Origin of the sequence: Fibrobacter sp. UWT2, assembly GCF_900142545.1 — a bacterium.
GTDB lineage: Bacteria > Fibrobacterota > Fibrobacteria > Fibrobacterales > Fibrobacteraceae > Fibrobacter.
Window position 1 is genome coordinate 1 of record NZ_FRBF01000014.1, and the last position, 17,092, is coordinate 17,092.

The 17,092-nt window shown below is 45.1% G+C and carries 12 protein-coding genes; 2 read left to right on the plus strand and 10 right to left on the minus strand.

Annotated features, from left to right (window positions below; genetic code table 11):
- Positions 1–180: 180 nt before the first annotated feature.
- The 7 genes from BUA40_RS10165 to BUA40_RS10195 form a co-directional block, all read right to left on the minus strand.
- Positions 181–1,230, minus strand: a complete 1,050-nt coding sequence (locus tag BUA40_RS10165; RefSeq protein WP_072800553.1) for a M48 family metallopeptidase — start codon at positions 1,228–1,230, stop codon at positions 181–183.
- A gap of 114 nt (positions 1,231–1,344) precedes the next feature.
- Positions 1,345–1,905: a LemA family protein gene (locus BUA40_RS10170; RefSeq protein ID WP_072800554.1), complete on the minus strand. Its 561-nt coding sequence runs from the start codon at positions 1,903–1,905 to the stop codon at positions 1,345–1,347.
- 48 nt (positions 1,906–1,953) lie between these two features.
- A complete protein-coding gene (locus tag BUA40_RS10175; protein ID WP_072800555.1) occupies positions 1,954–2,709 on the minus strand; it encodes a YggS family pyridoxal phosphate-dependent enzyme in 756 nt (251 codons plus the stop codon).
- Between the two features lie 53 nt (positions 2,710–2,762).
- Positions 2,763–5,093, minus strand: coding sequence for an endopeptidase La (lon, locus tag BUA40_RS10180; protein WP_072800556.1), 2,331 nt, complete (start codon positions 5,091–5,093; stop codon positions 2,763–2,765).
- Between the two features lie 225 nt (positions 5,094–5,318).
- Complete coding sequence (locus tag BUA40_RS10185) at positions 5,319–6,449, minus strand: PDDEXK nuclease domain-containing protein (protein WP_072800557.1); 1,131 nt, start codon at positions 6,447–6,449, stop codon at positions 5,319–5,321.
- A gap of 180 nt (positions 6,450–6,629) precedes the next feature.
- Positions 6,630–6,986, minus strand: a complete 357-nt coding sequence (locus tag BUA40_RS10190) for a hypothetical protein (protein WP_072800681.1) — start codon at positions 6,984–6,986, stop codon at positions 6,630–6,632.
- Between the two features lie 25 nt (positions 6,987–7,011).
- Positions 7,012–8,091, minus strand: a complete 1,080-nt coding sequence (locus BUA40_RS10195; protein ID WP_083585364.1) for an ORF6N domain-containing protein — start codon at positions 8,089–8,091, stop codon at positions 7,012–7,014.
- 290 nt (positions 8,092–8,381) lie between these two features.
- On the opposite strand from BUA40_RS10195, the gene BUA40_RS10200 reads away from it, so the two are divergent.
- Positions 8,382–11,537, plus strand: coding sequence for a hypothetical protein (locus BUA40_RS10200; protein WP_072800558.1), 3,156 nt, complete (start codon positions 8,382–8,384; stop codon positions 11,535–11,537).
- Between the two features lie 74 nt (positions 11,538–11,611).
- Here BUA40_RS10200 and BUA40_RS10205 read toward each other — a convergent pair whose 3' ends face one another.
- The 3 genes from BUA40_RS10205 to BUA40_RS10215 all read right to left on the minus strand — a co-directional run bounded on the left by BUA40_RS10205 (position 11,612) and on the right by BUA40_RS10215 (position 14,996).
- Positions 11,612–12,109, minus strand: coding sequence for a hypothetical protein (locus BUA40_RS10205; protein ID WP_178299606.1), 498 nt, complete (start codon positions 12,107–12,109; stop codon positions 11,612–11,614).
- An 85-nt stretch (positions 12,110–12,194) separates the two neighbouring features.
- Positions 12,195–14,405 (minus strand): LlaJI family restriction endonuclease, encoded by a 2,211-nt coding sequence (locus BUA40_RS10210; protein ID WP_072800561.1) that lies wholly within the window; start codon positions 14,403–14,405, stop codon positions 12,195–12,197.
- Positions 14,406–14,432: 27 nt separating this feature from the next.
- Positions 14,433–14,996 (minus strand): hypothetical protein, encoded by a 564-nt coding sequence (locus tag BUA40_RS10215; protein WP_072800563.1) that lies wholly within the window; start codon positions 14,994–14,996, stop codon positions 14,433–14,435.
- 51 nt (positions 14,997–15,047) lie between these two features.
- Here BUA40_RS10215 and BUA40_RS10220 point away from each other — a divergent pair, with 51 nt between their 5' ends.
- Positions 15,048–17,090, plus strand: a complete 2,043-nt coding sequence (locus BUA40_RS10220) for a DUF1998 domain-containing protein (RefSeq protein WP_072800565.1) — start codon at positions 15,048–15,050, stop codon at positions 17,088–17,090.
- Positions 17,091–17,092 lie beyond the last annotated feature (2 nt).

The window sequence follows — 17,092 nt, forward strand, 5'->3', positions numbered from 1 at the left end:
ATACTGTTGCTTCCTTTGCCGGGAAGGGGTGAATAAAAACGGCGAACCTCCTTATCCTGCGCTCGCGAAGTGACTTTTTAAGGGTCAACTATTTACGAAAGGCAAATAAATTCTTAAAAAGGGGCAGAAAAGTCCCCTTTTTTCAAGACAACCTATATTCCAACTTGGAATATTTACTTTCTAGAACTGCTTCAGCAGCCGGATTCTTTCGGGGGTGTCGGGGTGGGTGCAGAACATGATATTCACCTTGGCGATGATGCCTTTAAGGCCCATGTTGTTGTCGAATTCTTCGTCGGGGTGAATGATGTAGAGCTGTGCCACGTCGCTGCGGCGGACGCTATCGAGGCCGGGTTCATCGGAAATCTTCTGCAAGGCGGAAGCGAGCGCCCAGGGGTCGCCACAAAGTTCGGCGCCGCCAGCATCGGCCATATATTCACGCGAGCGCGAAATGGCGAGGCGCGTAAACCAGCTAAAGATATAACCGATCGTGCTCCAGATGATGACCAGCATCAAGGCAAAGATGATAATGACTCCTCCGCCACCGCCACGTTTACTGCGCGTGCGGCGAGTCGTTCCGCGGAGCATTGCCGAGAGCAGCTTTATAGAAATCGTCTGAAGGGTCGCAAAAATTCCCACAAACACGATGCAAACGACCATAAGTCGCGTGTCACGATTCTTGATGTGCGTCAGTTCGTGGCCCACGACGGCAGAGAGTTCCGCGTCGTTCAGTTTCTCGATGAGGCCGGTCGTGAGCGTGATAGTAAACGAGGGCACGTCAATGCCGCTCGCAAATGCGTTCAGGCCGGAGTCCTCCACAATGTTGATTTGTGGCATTTCAATGCCGCCCGCAATGCAGAGGTTCTCGACAATATTATAGACGCGCATGTTATCTTTGCGCTCTAGCGGCTTGGCATGCGTCGTGTGGCGAATAATAGCGGTATTTGCGCAATAGGCAATGATGAACCACACGCCTACAACTTGGAGCGTATACGGAAGCGCGGCCCAAAAGGCTCTCCACACTTCGGGCCAATGCATCAGGCCGTACCTCATGTGCGTCGTATGGTCAGCGGGGCAACCACCCTGCATCAGGGGGCAGAGCGCACCGAAATAATCAATGATGACGATCGTCGCAAAGACCATCCCCAGAATAATAACGGGGAACAGGCACAACAGCAAAATACTGTTGCGGTTGTTCCGCCAAATCTGGGTCTGGAGTCCGACGTAACGCATATATAGTAGGAAGTAGGAAGTTTGAAGTAGGAAGTAATAAAATGTGCCTTCGGCACGCCTATAACGCGCGACACCAGTCGCGCCATTATTCTACTTCCTACTGTCTACTGCCTACTAAAACTTCACCTCGGGAGCCTTGTTGAGCGTGTCGCGGCTTTCGGTAGCTTCGTACATAGCCGCACGCTTGAAGCCGAACATACCGGCGACGATATTGCTCGGGAAGACTTCGCAGGCGTTGTTCAGTTCGCGAGTCGTAGAATTGAAGAAGCGGCGTGCAGCGGAGAGCTTGTTTTCGATATCGGCAAGTTCATTCTGCAGTTGCAAGAAGTTCTGGTTCGCCTTGAGTTCCGGGTAAGCTTCCAGCGAAATGCGGAGCCCGGCGAGCGCGCCGGAAAGAGCCTTGTCGGCCTGGACCTTTTCATCGACGGTCGTTGCGTTCATGGCAGCGGCACGAGCCGATGTCACCTTGTCGAGCGTCTCTTTTTCGTGAGTGGCATAACCCTTGACAGTGCTCACCAGCTGCGGCACCAAATCATAGCGCTGCTTGAGTTGCACATCAATGTTTGCAAATGCGTTTTCGCGGTTGTTGCGGAGTTTCACCAGTCCGTTATACATTCCGATGAACCAGGCGATCAGCACCACCAGGACAATGCCGGCAATAATCCCAATAGTCATATTTTACTCCTTTCTGTTTTCTTAGAAAGAAATGTATATAAAAAAGGACTATTTGGAGTAGTCACGTTCGCCGAAAAGGGCCGTTCCCACGCGAATCATGGTCGAGCCTTCTTCAATAGCGACCTCCAAGTCACCGGTCATACCCATCGAAAGCTGGTCAAAGTTTGCGAACACGCCGCCCTTGGCGAGGAATTTCTGCTGCAGGTTACGGAGGAACGCAAAACATTCGCGGCTATCTTCGGCGACACCGGTATTCTTGCCGATGGTCATAAGCCCGCGGAAACGCAGGTGCGGATATGCGGCACCGCGCGATTCCAAATCAGCGAGGAACGCCTCGGCTTCATGCACGTCGAGACCGCTCTTGGTTTCTTCTTCACCGGCGTTCACCTGGAAAAGGATATCGAGAATCTTGCCCGCACCATTTTCGCTGGGGTATGCGGCGCAGACCTTCTCCAATTTTTCGACAGCCTCAATGCTTGCAATGGAATGGATGCAGTCAGCAACAATCGCTGCCTTCTTGAGCTTGTTACTTTGTACAGGGCCAATCACGTGGCAACGCACGCGGCTACCATCTTTTGCGGTAAGCGGCTCAGAAAACTTGAGTTCGGCTTCTTGCACGCGGTTTTCACCGAAGTCGGTGGCACCCAGCGCAATCGCATTTTCTACAGCTTCTGCCGGGTGGAACTTGCTCACCCACACAAGCTTTACCGAGTCACGGCTACGGCCTGCAATCTTGCAAGCTTCGCTAATCCTTGCTTCGAGAGCTGCAAGGTGCTCGCGCATTTCATCGAGTGTGAATTCCATAGTAACAGTAGACAGTAGGAAGTTGGAAGTAGACAGTACTAGTGATTAGACAATCACTTTTTAGATTCCTTGAACAGCACCTTGATGATTTCGTCAATGTGCTTATGCGTATAAATCTTGAGGCCCTTCTTCGCAGGTGCCGGAAGTTCGTTCACGTCCTTCTGGTTCTGCGCCGGGAGTCGAAGCGTCTTCACGCCAGCCTGGAGAGCAGCAAGCGCCTTTTCGTTCAAGCCACCAATCGCAAGGCAGGCGCCCGTGAGGCTCACTTCGCCAGTGAAGGCGATTTCGGGCGAAACCGGCTGCTTGGTAAATGCAGAGAGCAAGCAAAGCGTGAGGGCGATACCCGCAGAGGGACCATCTTTAGGCACGGCACCTTCGGGCACGTGAATGTGGATGTCCGTCCTCTTCACGATATTCGGGTCAATGCCAAAGCGGCTCAGGCGTTCGCGCACAAGGCTGAGTGCAATCTGAGCCGATTCCTTCATCACGTCGCCGAGCTTACCTGTCATCAAAAGCGAGCCCTTGCCCGGCAACAGCATACATTCGATGGGGAGAATTTCGCCGCCGACACTTGTCCAGGCGAGACCCACGATAACGCCCGGGCGACCGGCGTCCGGAAGCTGGCTATCCAAATAACGCGGAGCGCCCAAGTAGTCCTGCAAAGTCTTCTCGGTGATTCCGGCCTTGAACTTCTTGCCCATCACCTTGTCTTTTGCACGGTGACGCACCACGTTTTCGAGAGTGCGTTCCAGTTCGCGCACGCCCGCCTCGCGGGTCCATTCGCGAATCACCTTCGAAATAATATCGTCATCAAAATCCACGTCCTTGCCGTTTTCGATACCCGTACGTTCGCAAATGCGCGGTACCAGGTACTTGCTTGCAATCTGCAGTTTTTCGTGGGGGTAGTAACCCGGCAGGCGCACCATTTCAAGGCGGTCGCGCAGGGCTTCGGGGATTTCAGCCTCGTTGTTCGCCGTCGCGATAAACAGCACGCGGCTAAGGTCGAGACCCACCTCCATGAAGTGGTCGGTAAAGTCGTGGTTCTGTTCCGGGTCCAGTACCTCAAGCATCGCGCTCGCGGGGTCGCCACGGAAGTCGCTCGCCATCTTGTCGATTTCGTCGAGCAAGATAATCGGGTTCATGCACTTGGCACGGCGAAGCGCCTGGATAAAGCGGCCAGGCATGGCACCAATGTAGGTGCGGCGGTGACCGCGGATTTCGGCCTCGTCACGTACGCCGCCCAGCGTAATACGAACAAAGTTGCGCTGCATGGCATTGGCAATCGATTCCACCAAAGTCGTCTTACCCACGCCCGGAGGACCGACCAGGCAAAGAATCGGAGCTCGACGTTCGGTACCCGTAAGCTTGAGCACCGCCACGTATTCCATGATGCGTTCCTTGACCTTGTCCAGGCCGAAGTGCTTGGAATCCAGTTCGCTCTTCACCTTCTTCATGTTGAGGACGGTGTCGGTGTATTCGCCATACGGGAGCGTCAGGAACCAGTCCAAATAGTTGCGGCTCACCGCGTATTCCGGAGACGTCGGCTGCATCAGGCGCATGCGGCTGATTTCTTCTTCGAGCTTTTCTTGAATGGCTGCCGAGAACTTTTTCGCCTTGATTTTCTTGAGCAGCTGGTCCGGCTCCGAAGAGTTGCCGTTTTCGCCATCCAGTTCGTCTTGCAGCTGGCGAATCTGTTCCGAAATGAACCATTCCTTTTGCTGCTGGGCCATCTTCTGGCGCACGTTCTGCTGCACCTTGACCATCATGGTGTCGGTATCGGCCGCCACCTGCATGATTTCGACCAGGCGTTCTGCCAGTTCGTCGATCTCGCCGATTTCGAGCAAGCGCTGACGTTCGTCCATGGAAATCTGCAAGAAGGGGATCATGCCGTAAAAGGCGTTGATCTGGCTGTCCATGGTGAACAGGGCATCTACCATACCCTCGGAAATGTTACGGTGCAAGGAATATTCCTTGAACTGGGTGAGCACCGTCTCGAAACGGGAGCTCTTGTCGGCCGCCGTAATCGAGGGCTTGTGGGCCGAAACCGTAACCGTCAAATAGTCGTTGTTGGTGGCGATGGAACGGAGGTCCACCACCTGTTCGCCTTCGAGAACCACCTTTACGCAACCGTTCGGGAAAGGGGTCACATTGCTCACGTGGGCAAGGATACCCACCGAGTAAAGGTCGAGCATCGGGTTTTCGATTTCTTCTTGCTCGATATTTTTCTGAGCCGAAAGAATGATTTCGCCATCGTGGGATTCAGCGTATTCGAGAGCGCGCAAAGAAATGTCCCTGCCGACCAGAATGCGGCGGGTCGTGTGCGGAAATACAATAGCGTCCCTCAGAGGGAGCAACGGATACATTTTCGAAGTGTCTAAAGCCATACACTACAAAGATAGTATCTTTGAAAAAAGATACACAGCAACTTAGCCTAGTCTTTAAGGCAGCGGGCATAGGCATAGCATTCAGATATGCCCGTTACCGGGTCGTATTCGCTACCCTTGTTTCTACTAACCCCATTGCCCTGGTTAGCGGTTGCTGGCTCTTTTCATGGGAAAGGCCCTCCTGATTATTCACCCGGTTTTAAATATAATAGTTTTCATTAAGCGTCACATGACTTCCAAGAGCAATTTTTCGTCGGGCATGACTGCTTTCAGTTTTTCCGGCATAACCTTGTAGGTTGCAACACCCATAGGCTGGTTGTAATCTTGCAACAGATACTCAACAAACGACCTGTCCGCGCCCTTACACAGAATAATGCCGATGACCGGATTTTCGTTCGCCTTCCGTTCATCGTCATTCAACACGCGCATGTATGCCGAGAGCTGTCCGAGATATGCAGGCTTAAACTCCCCTTTCTTTAATTCCACAACAACAAGACTCTGCAACTCACGATTATAGAAGAGCAGATCGACCCACATGTCGTGCTCAAGTTTTTCGATATGAACTTGATGGCCGACGTACGTGAAATCCTTTCCAAACGTCAGGATAAAATTCTTGACATTTTGGACAATGGAATTTTCAACAACGCGTTCGTCAATATCCTGGGGATTGCGCTCGTCGAGTTCTTCCACATTGACAAAGTCAAGCAGGTATTCGTCCTTGAACATCGAGATCGCCTTTTGCGCATGGAGCGTTTTGGGCAAGGTAAGGGCGAAGTTATTGGGAATCTGTCCCTGGTGATGAAACAAGTCCGCCTTGAGATAATCACGTAGGGTATACTTGTCCCAATGATTCAGGATGGATTGATGTATATAGAAAGCACGTTCTTCCAATGATGAGCATTTCCCCAAAATTTCTATATGATGCGTAAAACTCAGTGCTAAAAATTCGGAGAAGTCCAAATCGCCCGCCATTGGCGGTCGATTTATATCAAGAAGCGCAAAAATCGGTATTTTTGCCGATTTTTCTTCATTTTCGGCATTTTCCAATTCGCCCGCCATCGGCGGACGATTTAAAAAGCTACTCCATTCTTCATAGAATTGGCGCATTTTTTTAATACTTGTGGGCGAAAAACCTCTTAAACCCGGCAATTCCCGCCGAAGTTGAGCACTTATCGTGCCAATCGCCCCTGTTCCCCATGTTCCCTCACGGGAATTCTCGGATACAAACTTGCCCACCGCATAATACAACGAAAGCATCTGCTTGTTAGCCGCCCGAGCAGTCTCCAACTGGCTTTCGAGAATGGCAGACTTTATCTGCTGAACAGCATCGTTATAAAACGGGCTTATTTTATCCATTACTGCCTCCATGTGGTCGCAATTTGTGACGCCGCTTTCGCGGCTGGTTTATGTTAGAGGCGTTCTTGCATAACCAGAAAATCAATTAACGCAAAAACGCACCTCGCCTTAAAACAGCGAGATGCGTTCAGCGGTAATGTACGTAATATCTAAAAAGTTAGCAAGGGAGGCAAGAAAATTTTACAACTCCGCTCGCTTTTTCAGTTTTAATTTGTTTATTACCTTTGATACCTCCAGCACCACATCCGTGTACTTAGTTTTTTTAGTGTCAAAGCAAAGCGTTTTATCAAAATCGATAAATCTAATACAGGTGCCAGTACTCCAATAATAACTCACATTTTCATATGTATTGCAAATTTCCTTAAAAAAATCTACAACCTTTTGCGCATTGTCTTTTTCTTTTTGCAACGGCGTAAAAATCCGCTCCAATTTATCGTACAATTTTTGTTCTTCTTCATTGAAGCCGCTTTCCCCATCAGCGTACATTCCCCAGTTGTACATCATTTCAACTTCTTTTTCTGTAAATGTATAGTCCATTTTTTCCTCGTTGTTATAATTAAGTTCACTTTCCACTTCTTACTGCAGCTATTTCGGCGTTGATTTCGTTGAGTGTCATGTCGGCGGAACTAGCCTTCTCGGCGTCGGCGGAAAGTTGCTGCATGGTCCGGAACATTCGGTGTCTGTCATACAATTCCTTGAACATGTTTCGGTAGGCATCAACGTCGTCCAACTGGACGATAGTCGTAATCTTGTTGCCGGCATCCTTGCTCGAAGCTCCACAATGGAACAGCTTTTCACTTTTGGTCCTAAAGTCGACAAGAATATAGCGGTCGTGGAATTTGTGCGCCGCAGAAACCGTATCAATCGAAACGCCCGGCATTGCCGCACGAAAATCGTTGAGCATATCATCCGTTATGCGGGCATACCGATCACTCGCAATCAAAATAGATACGCCCTTACGCGCATTCCGGAGCAAATTCAGCGTCTTGATGTCAACATAATTATCAACAACCAACAACGATTTCTTCGCCATGCCGTAAATCTGCGCATAGGCGACATCAGCTTCCAACTTCTGTCCGTTCAAAATTAAGAAGTGCTTGTATGTCGAGGGATCAACGAAGTTTTCCATGACTTTCTGAAGATCAGATTGAATGACCGCTATATCCTTGGTATTTCTTTCAGTTTGCACGGCAATTTGGGCAATGCCGTCATAACCCAATAAATTCCGATTTTCAGCAATGATATAGTCTTTCATCTGCTTGAAAAGGCGAATAAGGGCCATACTTTGACGAATCGCAAGGTCACCTTTTAAAACCGTCATAAGCATATAGATGCCCTGTTCGGTGAAGGCATACGGCAATTTTCGTGTTCCACCCCAACTTGATGTGCATTTTTTGCACATCAAGTTTTGCATTTCATCCTCACTCAATTGAAATCGAAAATCCTCCGCAAATCGATCAATGTTATTTTTTACCTGGCGATTGAAAAATCTCGTCTCGTATCCGTAAATCTCGGCCAAATCTGCATCGAGCATCACCTTGAGCCCGCGGATGGTATATATCCGCGATTTGAGCAGGGTTTCGTCAATAAGCGGGAACTCCGATTTGACTGGCGCAACCGCCATATCATTCTTTTTAGCCATACAGCCTCCATGTAGCCGCGTTCGCGGCTGGTTGATGTTAGAGGCGTTCTTGCATAACCAGAAAGTCGATTAACGCAAAAAACGCACCTCGCCTTAAAACAGCGAGATGCGTTCAGCGGTAATGTATCTAAATATCAGAAAACTGGCAAGGGAGGCAAGAAAATTTTACGTCCGCCATTGGCGGTCGATTTAAAATGGACTTATCTGCCATAAAAACGGGCCTCATGTAAATTTTTTTACACTTATATTCTGAAAAAGGTATATTATGGAAAAACCAAAGGAACAATATTATGTTAGTCGGAAAAAGCTTCAAAGAAGATTTTGAAACAAGACGTCAACGCGAAGAGGAACTCAGCATTCAGCAAGAATCTCGCGCTCAGCAAGGCTGCCTCTATAATGGAGGAAACAATCATTCTTCAATACCCTATAACGTATGGCTGGTAGAAAATATTTCAAAGACCTTGAACAATCACCACATCCACAGAGGCGATTTATACAGAGAAGGCAAAGACGTTTTATATGAACAAAACGCCGTTACAAAGATGGGAGCCCGCAATAGAGTGTTTCTCCAGGCCGATCCTTCCATAACCGTTGATTATGAAGTTTGGAAATGGTCCCCTCTAGGGCTCCAACTATTCACCAACATCAGCCCCCACATTCCGTTAAAAGAACAAATTGAAAAAAAATACGGGAGCAATAAACCCTTTTCTGATTTCGGTCTTGTAAATCCACAGAACGAAATCAAGCTGTGGTCTGAAAAAGATGTTCCAGCATCTGATTCTAAAGAAGAACAAACCGAACAAGCTCCCATCCACGATGGTGGTTACGATGTTACGGACGAATCTAGAGGTTACTTTGAAAGAAGGCGTATTAGCCATAACAGAATCGTAGTTTTGGGAAACCAACAGAAAGAAGTTGCGCTTTCACATCTGTTCGACAACAAAATTCTTGTTATTGATGGTGGTCCTGGAACAGGAAAGACCTCTACAATGATTCAGCGATTGAAATTGCTGCTGTCAAGCGGATTGTACGAAAACAACAAGGGATACGAAAACACACAGTATGCCCGTGGAGCAGATTGGGACAACCTCCAAAAAATATGGTCTGAATTCTTAAAAAACAAAGCCGATTCAAACAATGTCTGGATGTTTTTCTCACCGACAAGCCAATTGAACCACTTCCTTCAAAAATCATTAAATGCAGAAGGTCTTACCTATACCGACAGCACAACAAACGTATGGGTTGACCGTAGTGATCCGGACGAACTTAGCGGATATTGCCTAACGTTGGCAGAAGACGAATACCATTTGAAGTTTCCAAGACAGTCTTGCGAAGCAGAAGACGAATACTTCCATGACACGCCCCTTAATTTGTATAAATCATTTGAAAAAACGCTGTTTGACCAATACAAGCAATATCTTACCCCCCAATTAAATGAATTGGGCAACAAAATAAGAAGCGCCTACGGGAAAGACTTTAACGAACTTGTTCCGGCATTTGAAAATATTGACTCCTATTTTTCCAAAACCCAAGCTGGCTGTAACGACACCTACGAGCTATTGTACAAACACGATCCCGCATTAGTTGACAATTTCATAAATAGCGAAGTTGAGACAATCCGCCAAAGCATAGACGGCATTTGCAACAGGATAAAAGAAAACGGATGCGAAAGCAGCAACCCCACAATAGCATGGGGTTTGCTCATCCACTACCTGAAACAGTTGTTCGGCCAAAATCAGATGCAACAGATATTCAAGGCAAACAATATCGCGTCCCTTCAGGTTGAAAATTTTAACAACGACTACAAACAATTTGAATACGCTATCAGCGAGGCCGCAATCCGCGACATCTATAATTTGATGCGCAACGAAATTGATGACGAATTGAAAAAGCAAGACAAAGATGACAAATCAAAAAAGCAAAGCGAAAAAGACGCTGACAGAAAATATAAACTAGATCGATTATTCATCGCTCCCAAAGATTGGCCCGCAGAAGATAAAGAAAAAGCGATCGAAAAAGCTTTTGAGGAGATTGAATCCCATTATCCGAACGTGGCTTTAAAATACGACTTCTTCAAATCGTATTTTAACGAAAGACGCGGTTCCAACGAATCTATAGAATTGTTCCTAGAAAAACAACAATACCCCTTAGACGAAAACATCTACGAAATTGCATTCAGAGCAATATCTGAATGCAAAAAAAGAAAGGACATTTCATACAAACGTCTAGGTCAGACAGATGCCGAACTCAAGCAGGAATTCGAATCTTTCGCCAAAGTCTTCATTCGCGAAATCGTAAAAAATTACATCAACGATGGGAAAAAGGATTTAGGAGAAGCATTCCTTCCAAATTGGCATCTTGTCAGAGACGTCAACAGCAAATGGGCTCCCTATCGTGAAGTTGAAACTTGTCGAGAGAATATTTATAATAAAGATCATGTTGAGTACCTCTTCAGCATTCTACTTAAAAAAGTCTATGAAGAAAAATATCGTGAACAACAGGGCTTCAATGGAGATATCAAAATCCAGGAAGTGTCTTTCTTGATATTCGCAGGAAATACCTTAGCCAGGAAATTGTACCAGAACAACAAAGACCTGTTTGAACAGCTTTACAACAAGGAAATCTATTCTCGGGACGCCCAGGAATGCTGCACTTTCATCAGAGCGTATAAAGACTCTTGTCGCGTAGTTATCGGAATTGACGAAGCAACAGACTTTACGCCCATAGAATTGGCCGCGTTGGCATCTTTGAAGCATCCTGAATATTCTTGCATTACGCTTTCTGGCGATCAGATGCAGGCGTTTAACAACAAAGGCATAACCAACTGGGAACAATTGGGGAATGGCATATTCGAAGAAGAATACGACGTTAAAAGCTTGAACATTTCATACCGTCAAACCCCAGCCTTGCTGAACATGGCTAAAAAGATTTACAAGAGAGTTCTGAAAACAGAAGCTCCGTACAGGCCTAACGTCAGCTCTATTACAAGCGAAGCCTTCCCTCTATTAAAGCAATCCGACAACGACAAAGAAAAACAATGTTGGATTTTGGAAAGGCTGAATCTTGTACGAGAGCATTTAGGATATCTGCCTGCAACAGCCATTTTTTATCCGGATGACGACCAGTCTGAAATTGAACGTTTCGTCAAAGAGATAAACAGAAATCGCCCCAAAGAAGTAACATTCAAAGTCTACTCTTGTTTCGGAAATACAGATGATGCAAAGGTCATTGTATACCCCTTGTCATTGGTGAAGGGGCTGGAATTCGAAACGGCGTTCTTCTATAATTTAGACAACTTAGAAGACGAATTCTTGCTACAACAATATTTATATGTGGGATTGTCACGCTCTACATTCTATCTAGCAGCGACATCAAGCCCGCAATGGAATACAGATTTGTCGCACGACTTTAAAACAGATGAGCGCGAGGCAAATTGGCCTGTATAGCAAAATTCAAGTAGACAAAAGATCCTGATGAAAATCCATCAGGATCTTTTTCATTTTGCACCCATAACACATCTCTAAAAAAAGAGAAGATATTTCAATATGTTTTCTGCGCAAAAGCCCCCCCCCCAAAGCATTTCCATCGCCAACAGTGGTCCCGGAAATACATCTTGCGCAGAAATGTCTTTACCATCATACTCTGGATTACAAAGAATATCCACATTAAGAATCCAATAAGTTTCAATTTTTCTTAATAGTTCTAGCATTGTAATAAAATGCTGATTCATTTTCTCAAGATTTTCTGCCGTATTCACACTCATTAAATTAAGCATTTCATGCGCAAGCTCATTTCGAAAGCTTCTGACCTCATCATACTTTTTGATGTCCGCTTCTGAAATCGCCCCTACATGAATAAGCCAATCTAAACTTGCGTAAGTTTTCTTATCTTTTTTGTCTTTGTGTTTTTCTCGATACGGCCGCATTTCCTCATCATATTCTTTCTGTCTGTCATGATTCCTGCATTTTGTGCCAACCAAGAAGAAGTCTTCTATCCGTTTACTAATAGAATCTTTCAACAATTCAAAAGCGGTGATATATAACGATGCAGTAATAAGAAATGGGCGTATTTGTTTTTGATTATACATTTTTGAGCGGGAAGGGTCAGACTTCTTTGCAAGGCAAGAAATAGTATTCGTCCAACGGCGACCTATTCCGCTCAATTCTAGCTAGATCTATGTCGCCAAATATGCTACCTTCCAAAGAGCGATGATCAATTTCTTCGGGCAGCCGATGTTCCACTCCAATTCGAGCGTTTTCAACAGCATTGCGTCTCACGAAAAAGCCAAATTTGTCATCATCAAAGTAATAGTCACCTTGGGCAAAAGATACGGGTTGTAAATTATTCTGTCGCGTTGGGAAAAGTTCTCTCGAAGAGACGTGGAAACAATCGCAAGCACCGCTTATTTCTCCCCACATCTTCTCTATATTTTCTAATTCAACTCTTTCTGATTGAATGTGCGTATTTTCAGGAATCTTTTCTATTGCCAGCAACAAGAATTTAGCGCCTTCCGGCCTATATATTTTTCCAATCAATAAACGGAAATAGCGGTTAACAAATTTTTGTTCCGCAGGTTCATCAGCTTCCCCGAAATCAATGTTATGAGGCCACAAGATGTAAAACTCGTATTTTTCATCCAACAATTTTAAAAAATTTTCGCGGAACTGTTTTCGCGCTTCACGCTTGAATTCTTCCCGAAGAGATGAGTGACTAGATGTAAATGCTTTAAGGACATACAAAAAATTCACATTGTACACTTGCAGCAGGAGCGTGTCACGATCAAATAAGCGATTTATAAAATGACGGTTACGGTTCTTCCAAAGATGTTGTTTTATATTTTTGCGCTGATCGCCTTCGCCATCGTCAAAAGTGTCCGCATCGTCAACTTCCGCAATTAGTTTTTCATTATCATCATTGCGAAGATACGGGTCTTGATACTGTTTTTTGTCTACAAAATTGGGCGCGAACCCCCTAATGAAAAAATTCGGAGTAACACTGTAGCCATCCGTTAAGCTATCTCGATAATGAATACCTCTATGAGCATCAGATACATGAGGAACCGTACTACGGAAAAACGCAGGGTTAAAGAAATCCTGCATTACGTTTTTAGCGTACGTAAATTGCTTCGCAATAGATTGTCCACGGATATCCTCTGGATCCTGGTAATACTTGCTGTCTCCAATATGCCAGATAAGATCGTTATTAAAATCATTTTGGTTTGATGCAAAAATCAACGATTTTTCCTTATAGAGATGGTCTATGATTTTTCCATCGCTATTCTTCTTTAATCTCGCTGCATCCGGATCGCCCACGAGCTCGTCAATCATTGCCTCAAACACATTGTTGAACGAGTTGGCAATCAAGTATTCCTGTGCATTATTGCTCGTATTGCTATATTGGGCGCCCCATTCAAAGAAGGCTTCCATGACATTATAGAGCTTGACAAGCCTATCTTCAAAATACTTGTACTTTATTTTCTTGAGTTCACGCAGGCCACGTTCGTTTTCCAAGAGCCGTTCCATCTCAATCATTCTGAGCGGCTGATAGAACTCGCTTTGCGGCATCTGATATCCAAACTTATCCAGGATATATTTCATTGCGGAAAAATAAAGAACCAACAGACGATCGTCTAAATCAAAAACTTTGACTTTATTTACGGGGTTCATGTAAATGGGAACTCCGTTTTGCATAAAAGGAATCGTTTTATTGACGGTACGTTGCCAGTTTATTTTGTGGTTTCCACTATGCTTGTTCTTTGCGATAAAGACAAAAAGACTTTGATTCTTTTTATAGAACAGTTCCATACTGCTCATAACATCGAGCAATGTAGCGTAGCGGTCGCTCTTCTTAAATCGCAGGTGTTCTTTTTGCAGCGGAGTTTCAATTCCAGTATCTTTATCACCCTTCTTATGGTACTTGTCAATGGCGGAATAGAGCCAAAGGGATAACGATGAGAAAAAGTGGCGTTGTTCAGACACAAGAGGTGCATTTTCCAGGTCGTTTTGTCCACCCAAAACGTCTTCGCCTTTACGATTTATCCGTACGTCAAAGGCTTTTTGTACATCATATCCGTGTTCATCCTTTACGATATTTCCTCGCTCATCTTTTTCGTATTCAAGAAATACCTTGGGCAGCACAAAAACCGGCTGACCATTGTAAAAACAATAGCCAACACCATCAATTTTTACTCCTGCCTTTATTGTTTCCGTATTAAATCCGCTTTTACTCCGACTTTTAGAATCGCCGTCACCATAACCGATGACGGTTTTCAAAAAAGTCGGATCGTAAGGAAACTCTTCAAATAGAAAAATCATGCAACAAGCCTATCGCAGCATTTTCTATTATGCAGGATTCGGATCTTCTGCGGGAGCTGCATTCTGATCAACGACCCCTAAATTAGACATAATTGTTGCTATACGCGTTCTCTGGGTTTCATCGTCCCCTTCAAAAAGCGTTTGGAATGTCAACGTCTTATCATCTTCACCTTCTAGCCTGAAATGGAACACCTTTTCCGCGGCGTCATTTCCTTCTTCGTCTTTATACACGGAATCCCAAAGATAGAACAGGACTTTGGAGCGGAATTCTTTATAATCAACGGAATGCTTTATGAAGAATTCTCCCATCTGCTTGTCTTCACTTCTAGTCACTTTGTAGACATTCGCATTTACAGCTTTCAAGAAGTCAAGCCACTTATACTTCTTCCCACCAACCTCTATGTCAAAACCAGCATTAAGATGAGCGTAGTCTATCGGCACATATTCCCAATCAAAACGACGTTTGAAAGCACTGTCCATAGGGAACAATGACTGGTCACTTGTATTCATTGTGGCAAAAATACTTAGATTTTCACAAACGGCGAAGCTGACAAAATAAAGAACAGCACCATCACTTATCTCGTAGATCATCAGGTATTCCCGTCGCATGGATTGCCCATTGGAGTTGTAACACTAGATGTCATGAAAAAGAACAACAGTGGCTACTACACCCCAGTAGAGGATTTTGATCTTGCTCGCGAGCGCAAAGCAGCAATTAGAAGTTTTGCTCCCGGCAATGAAATCATTGTCAAGGGCTGCCGTTTCCGCTCTCTAGGCATCCGCGTGAACTACCGGCAACGTTTCGGCGTACACATAGAAGGTTCCGATGTGGTAAAAAAGGTGTTCAAGTGCCCAAATTGCGGAACAGTCTATCCTAACGCAGTGTTAGGAGACACATGTAAAAATTGCATTTCCATAGATACAGGGAACAACTTTGAACTTATTGCGCAGAACACCGTTGAGCCAGAAGCGTTCCTTTCCAACATCGCCACAAAGAAAAAAGGCGTTCGCAACCCGGTTCATATGCCATACAAGGTAAAAACCCAGGTTGACGGCACCATTGAGGAAACAAAGAAATCGGAATTCGCTTCAATGGATTATTTAGACGCCAGTAAAGTGCACACATTTAATGCCGGCCTTGGAGACGAAGGGTTCATCTATTGTTCTTCATGCTACGCCGTTTACCCAAAACAAAGGGGTAATGATTTATACAATGCAAGAATGAGATTTCCGGCACCGGCAAGAGATACATGCGCCCATTCCATGGTCAATGACCCGTTCTATCTCTATAGCCAATTTTCGACAAATTCTCTATTTATAAAAATAGCTCCCGAATACAGAATAAGCAACGTCTTTACCGATCAGGTAAAAAACACTCTAGGCGTGGCATTAAAATCAGCCATCGTCCAAGAGCTGGATATGGAAGAAAAAGAAATTGATTTCTGCTTACCCTCGCCCATGCAGGACTGCGACTTAATTCTTTTTGACACCAATGTTGGTGGAGCAGGATATATTAAGCGTATTGCGGATAATTTTGACCGAGTTTTTGCAGCAGCAGTCCAAAACGTTTTGCTAGGCAGTCCTGAACATCAAAAGAATTGTTCCGGAGCATGTTCTTGCTGCTTGGTTAGCTACAGTTCTCAATTCCTTTTCCAGAACGCAGAATCTGCACCAAATAGAATCGAGACCTTAAAGGCTCTTGAAGTCGATAAAATTGTAGAGAACGAGAAGTTCCTCAAATTCAAGGATTCCACCGCCAAACTTGGCTACAAAATCACAAACCGCGACAATGTACAAAATCAAATAGCCAACCAGAACAACACTGTGGCTATATGCCTGGACACCCTTACGCTAGCATTCTTTGAAACAGAAATATGGCGGACGCTTAAAGAGCGCACCACAGGAGTCGAGTTCCTATTAACTCGGGTTCCAAACGAAGCTTCTATAGCAAATATAAAACGACTAATTGGTCTGTTCGGCGAAGACTGCATCAAAACTGTTGAAACAGATGCTCGCTGCGGCATTTATATAAATAACGATACAATGTTCGGGCTTCTCGATTGGGATGCTCAAAATTTCCATCAAGTATACGATGATGGAACAAATCAGGCAACATGGATTGAAGCAAGAAACGAAACTATCATACCGAAAAACGAATGGAAATTACCTGAAGCCAAAATTATGAGCAATTCGGGAGAAACAACAGAAATCATTGAAGACTACAAACTAGATCGGTTGGTCAATAAAGTTCTATCTAAATTTGTAGATATAAACAATTTCCCGCTGGACCTTTCCACAGCTGTATCTTGGTCTTATGAGGACAGCTACGCCTTGAATAAAGATTGCGGCAAGCATTATAACGACTTTAAAAAAGAAGTTATAACAGCGATATTGAAATTCTTCAAGGCCCAGGATTTACTGAAAGATCGAGCAAGGGGAAGAATTGTATACTCTATGGAGTTTGATCCTCCAAAAATTTCTTTAGCCGATATTGCAGCAGAACAAAAAGGATTGCCACAAGCCGAGGCAAAAATAGTACTCCATGATAGGGCTTTCAGAATTAAATACCAAGACGGTTCTGTATTGTCCATATCATTCGGAAAGGGTCTTTCCACATTTGACTACGACAATAGGAAATTTGTGAAGTATCCGGGACAACTCTCTTGGTACATAAATAAACCATAAGG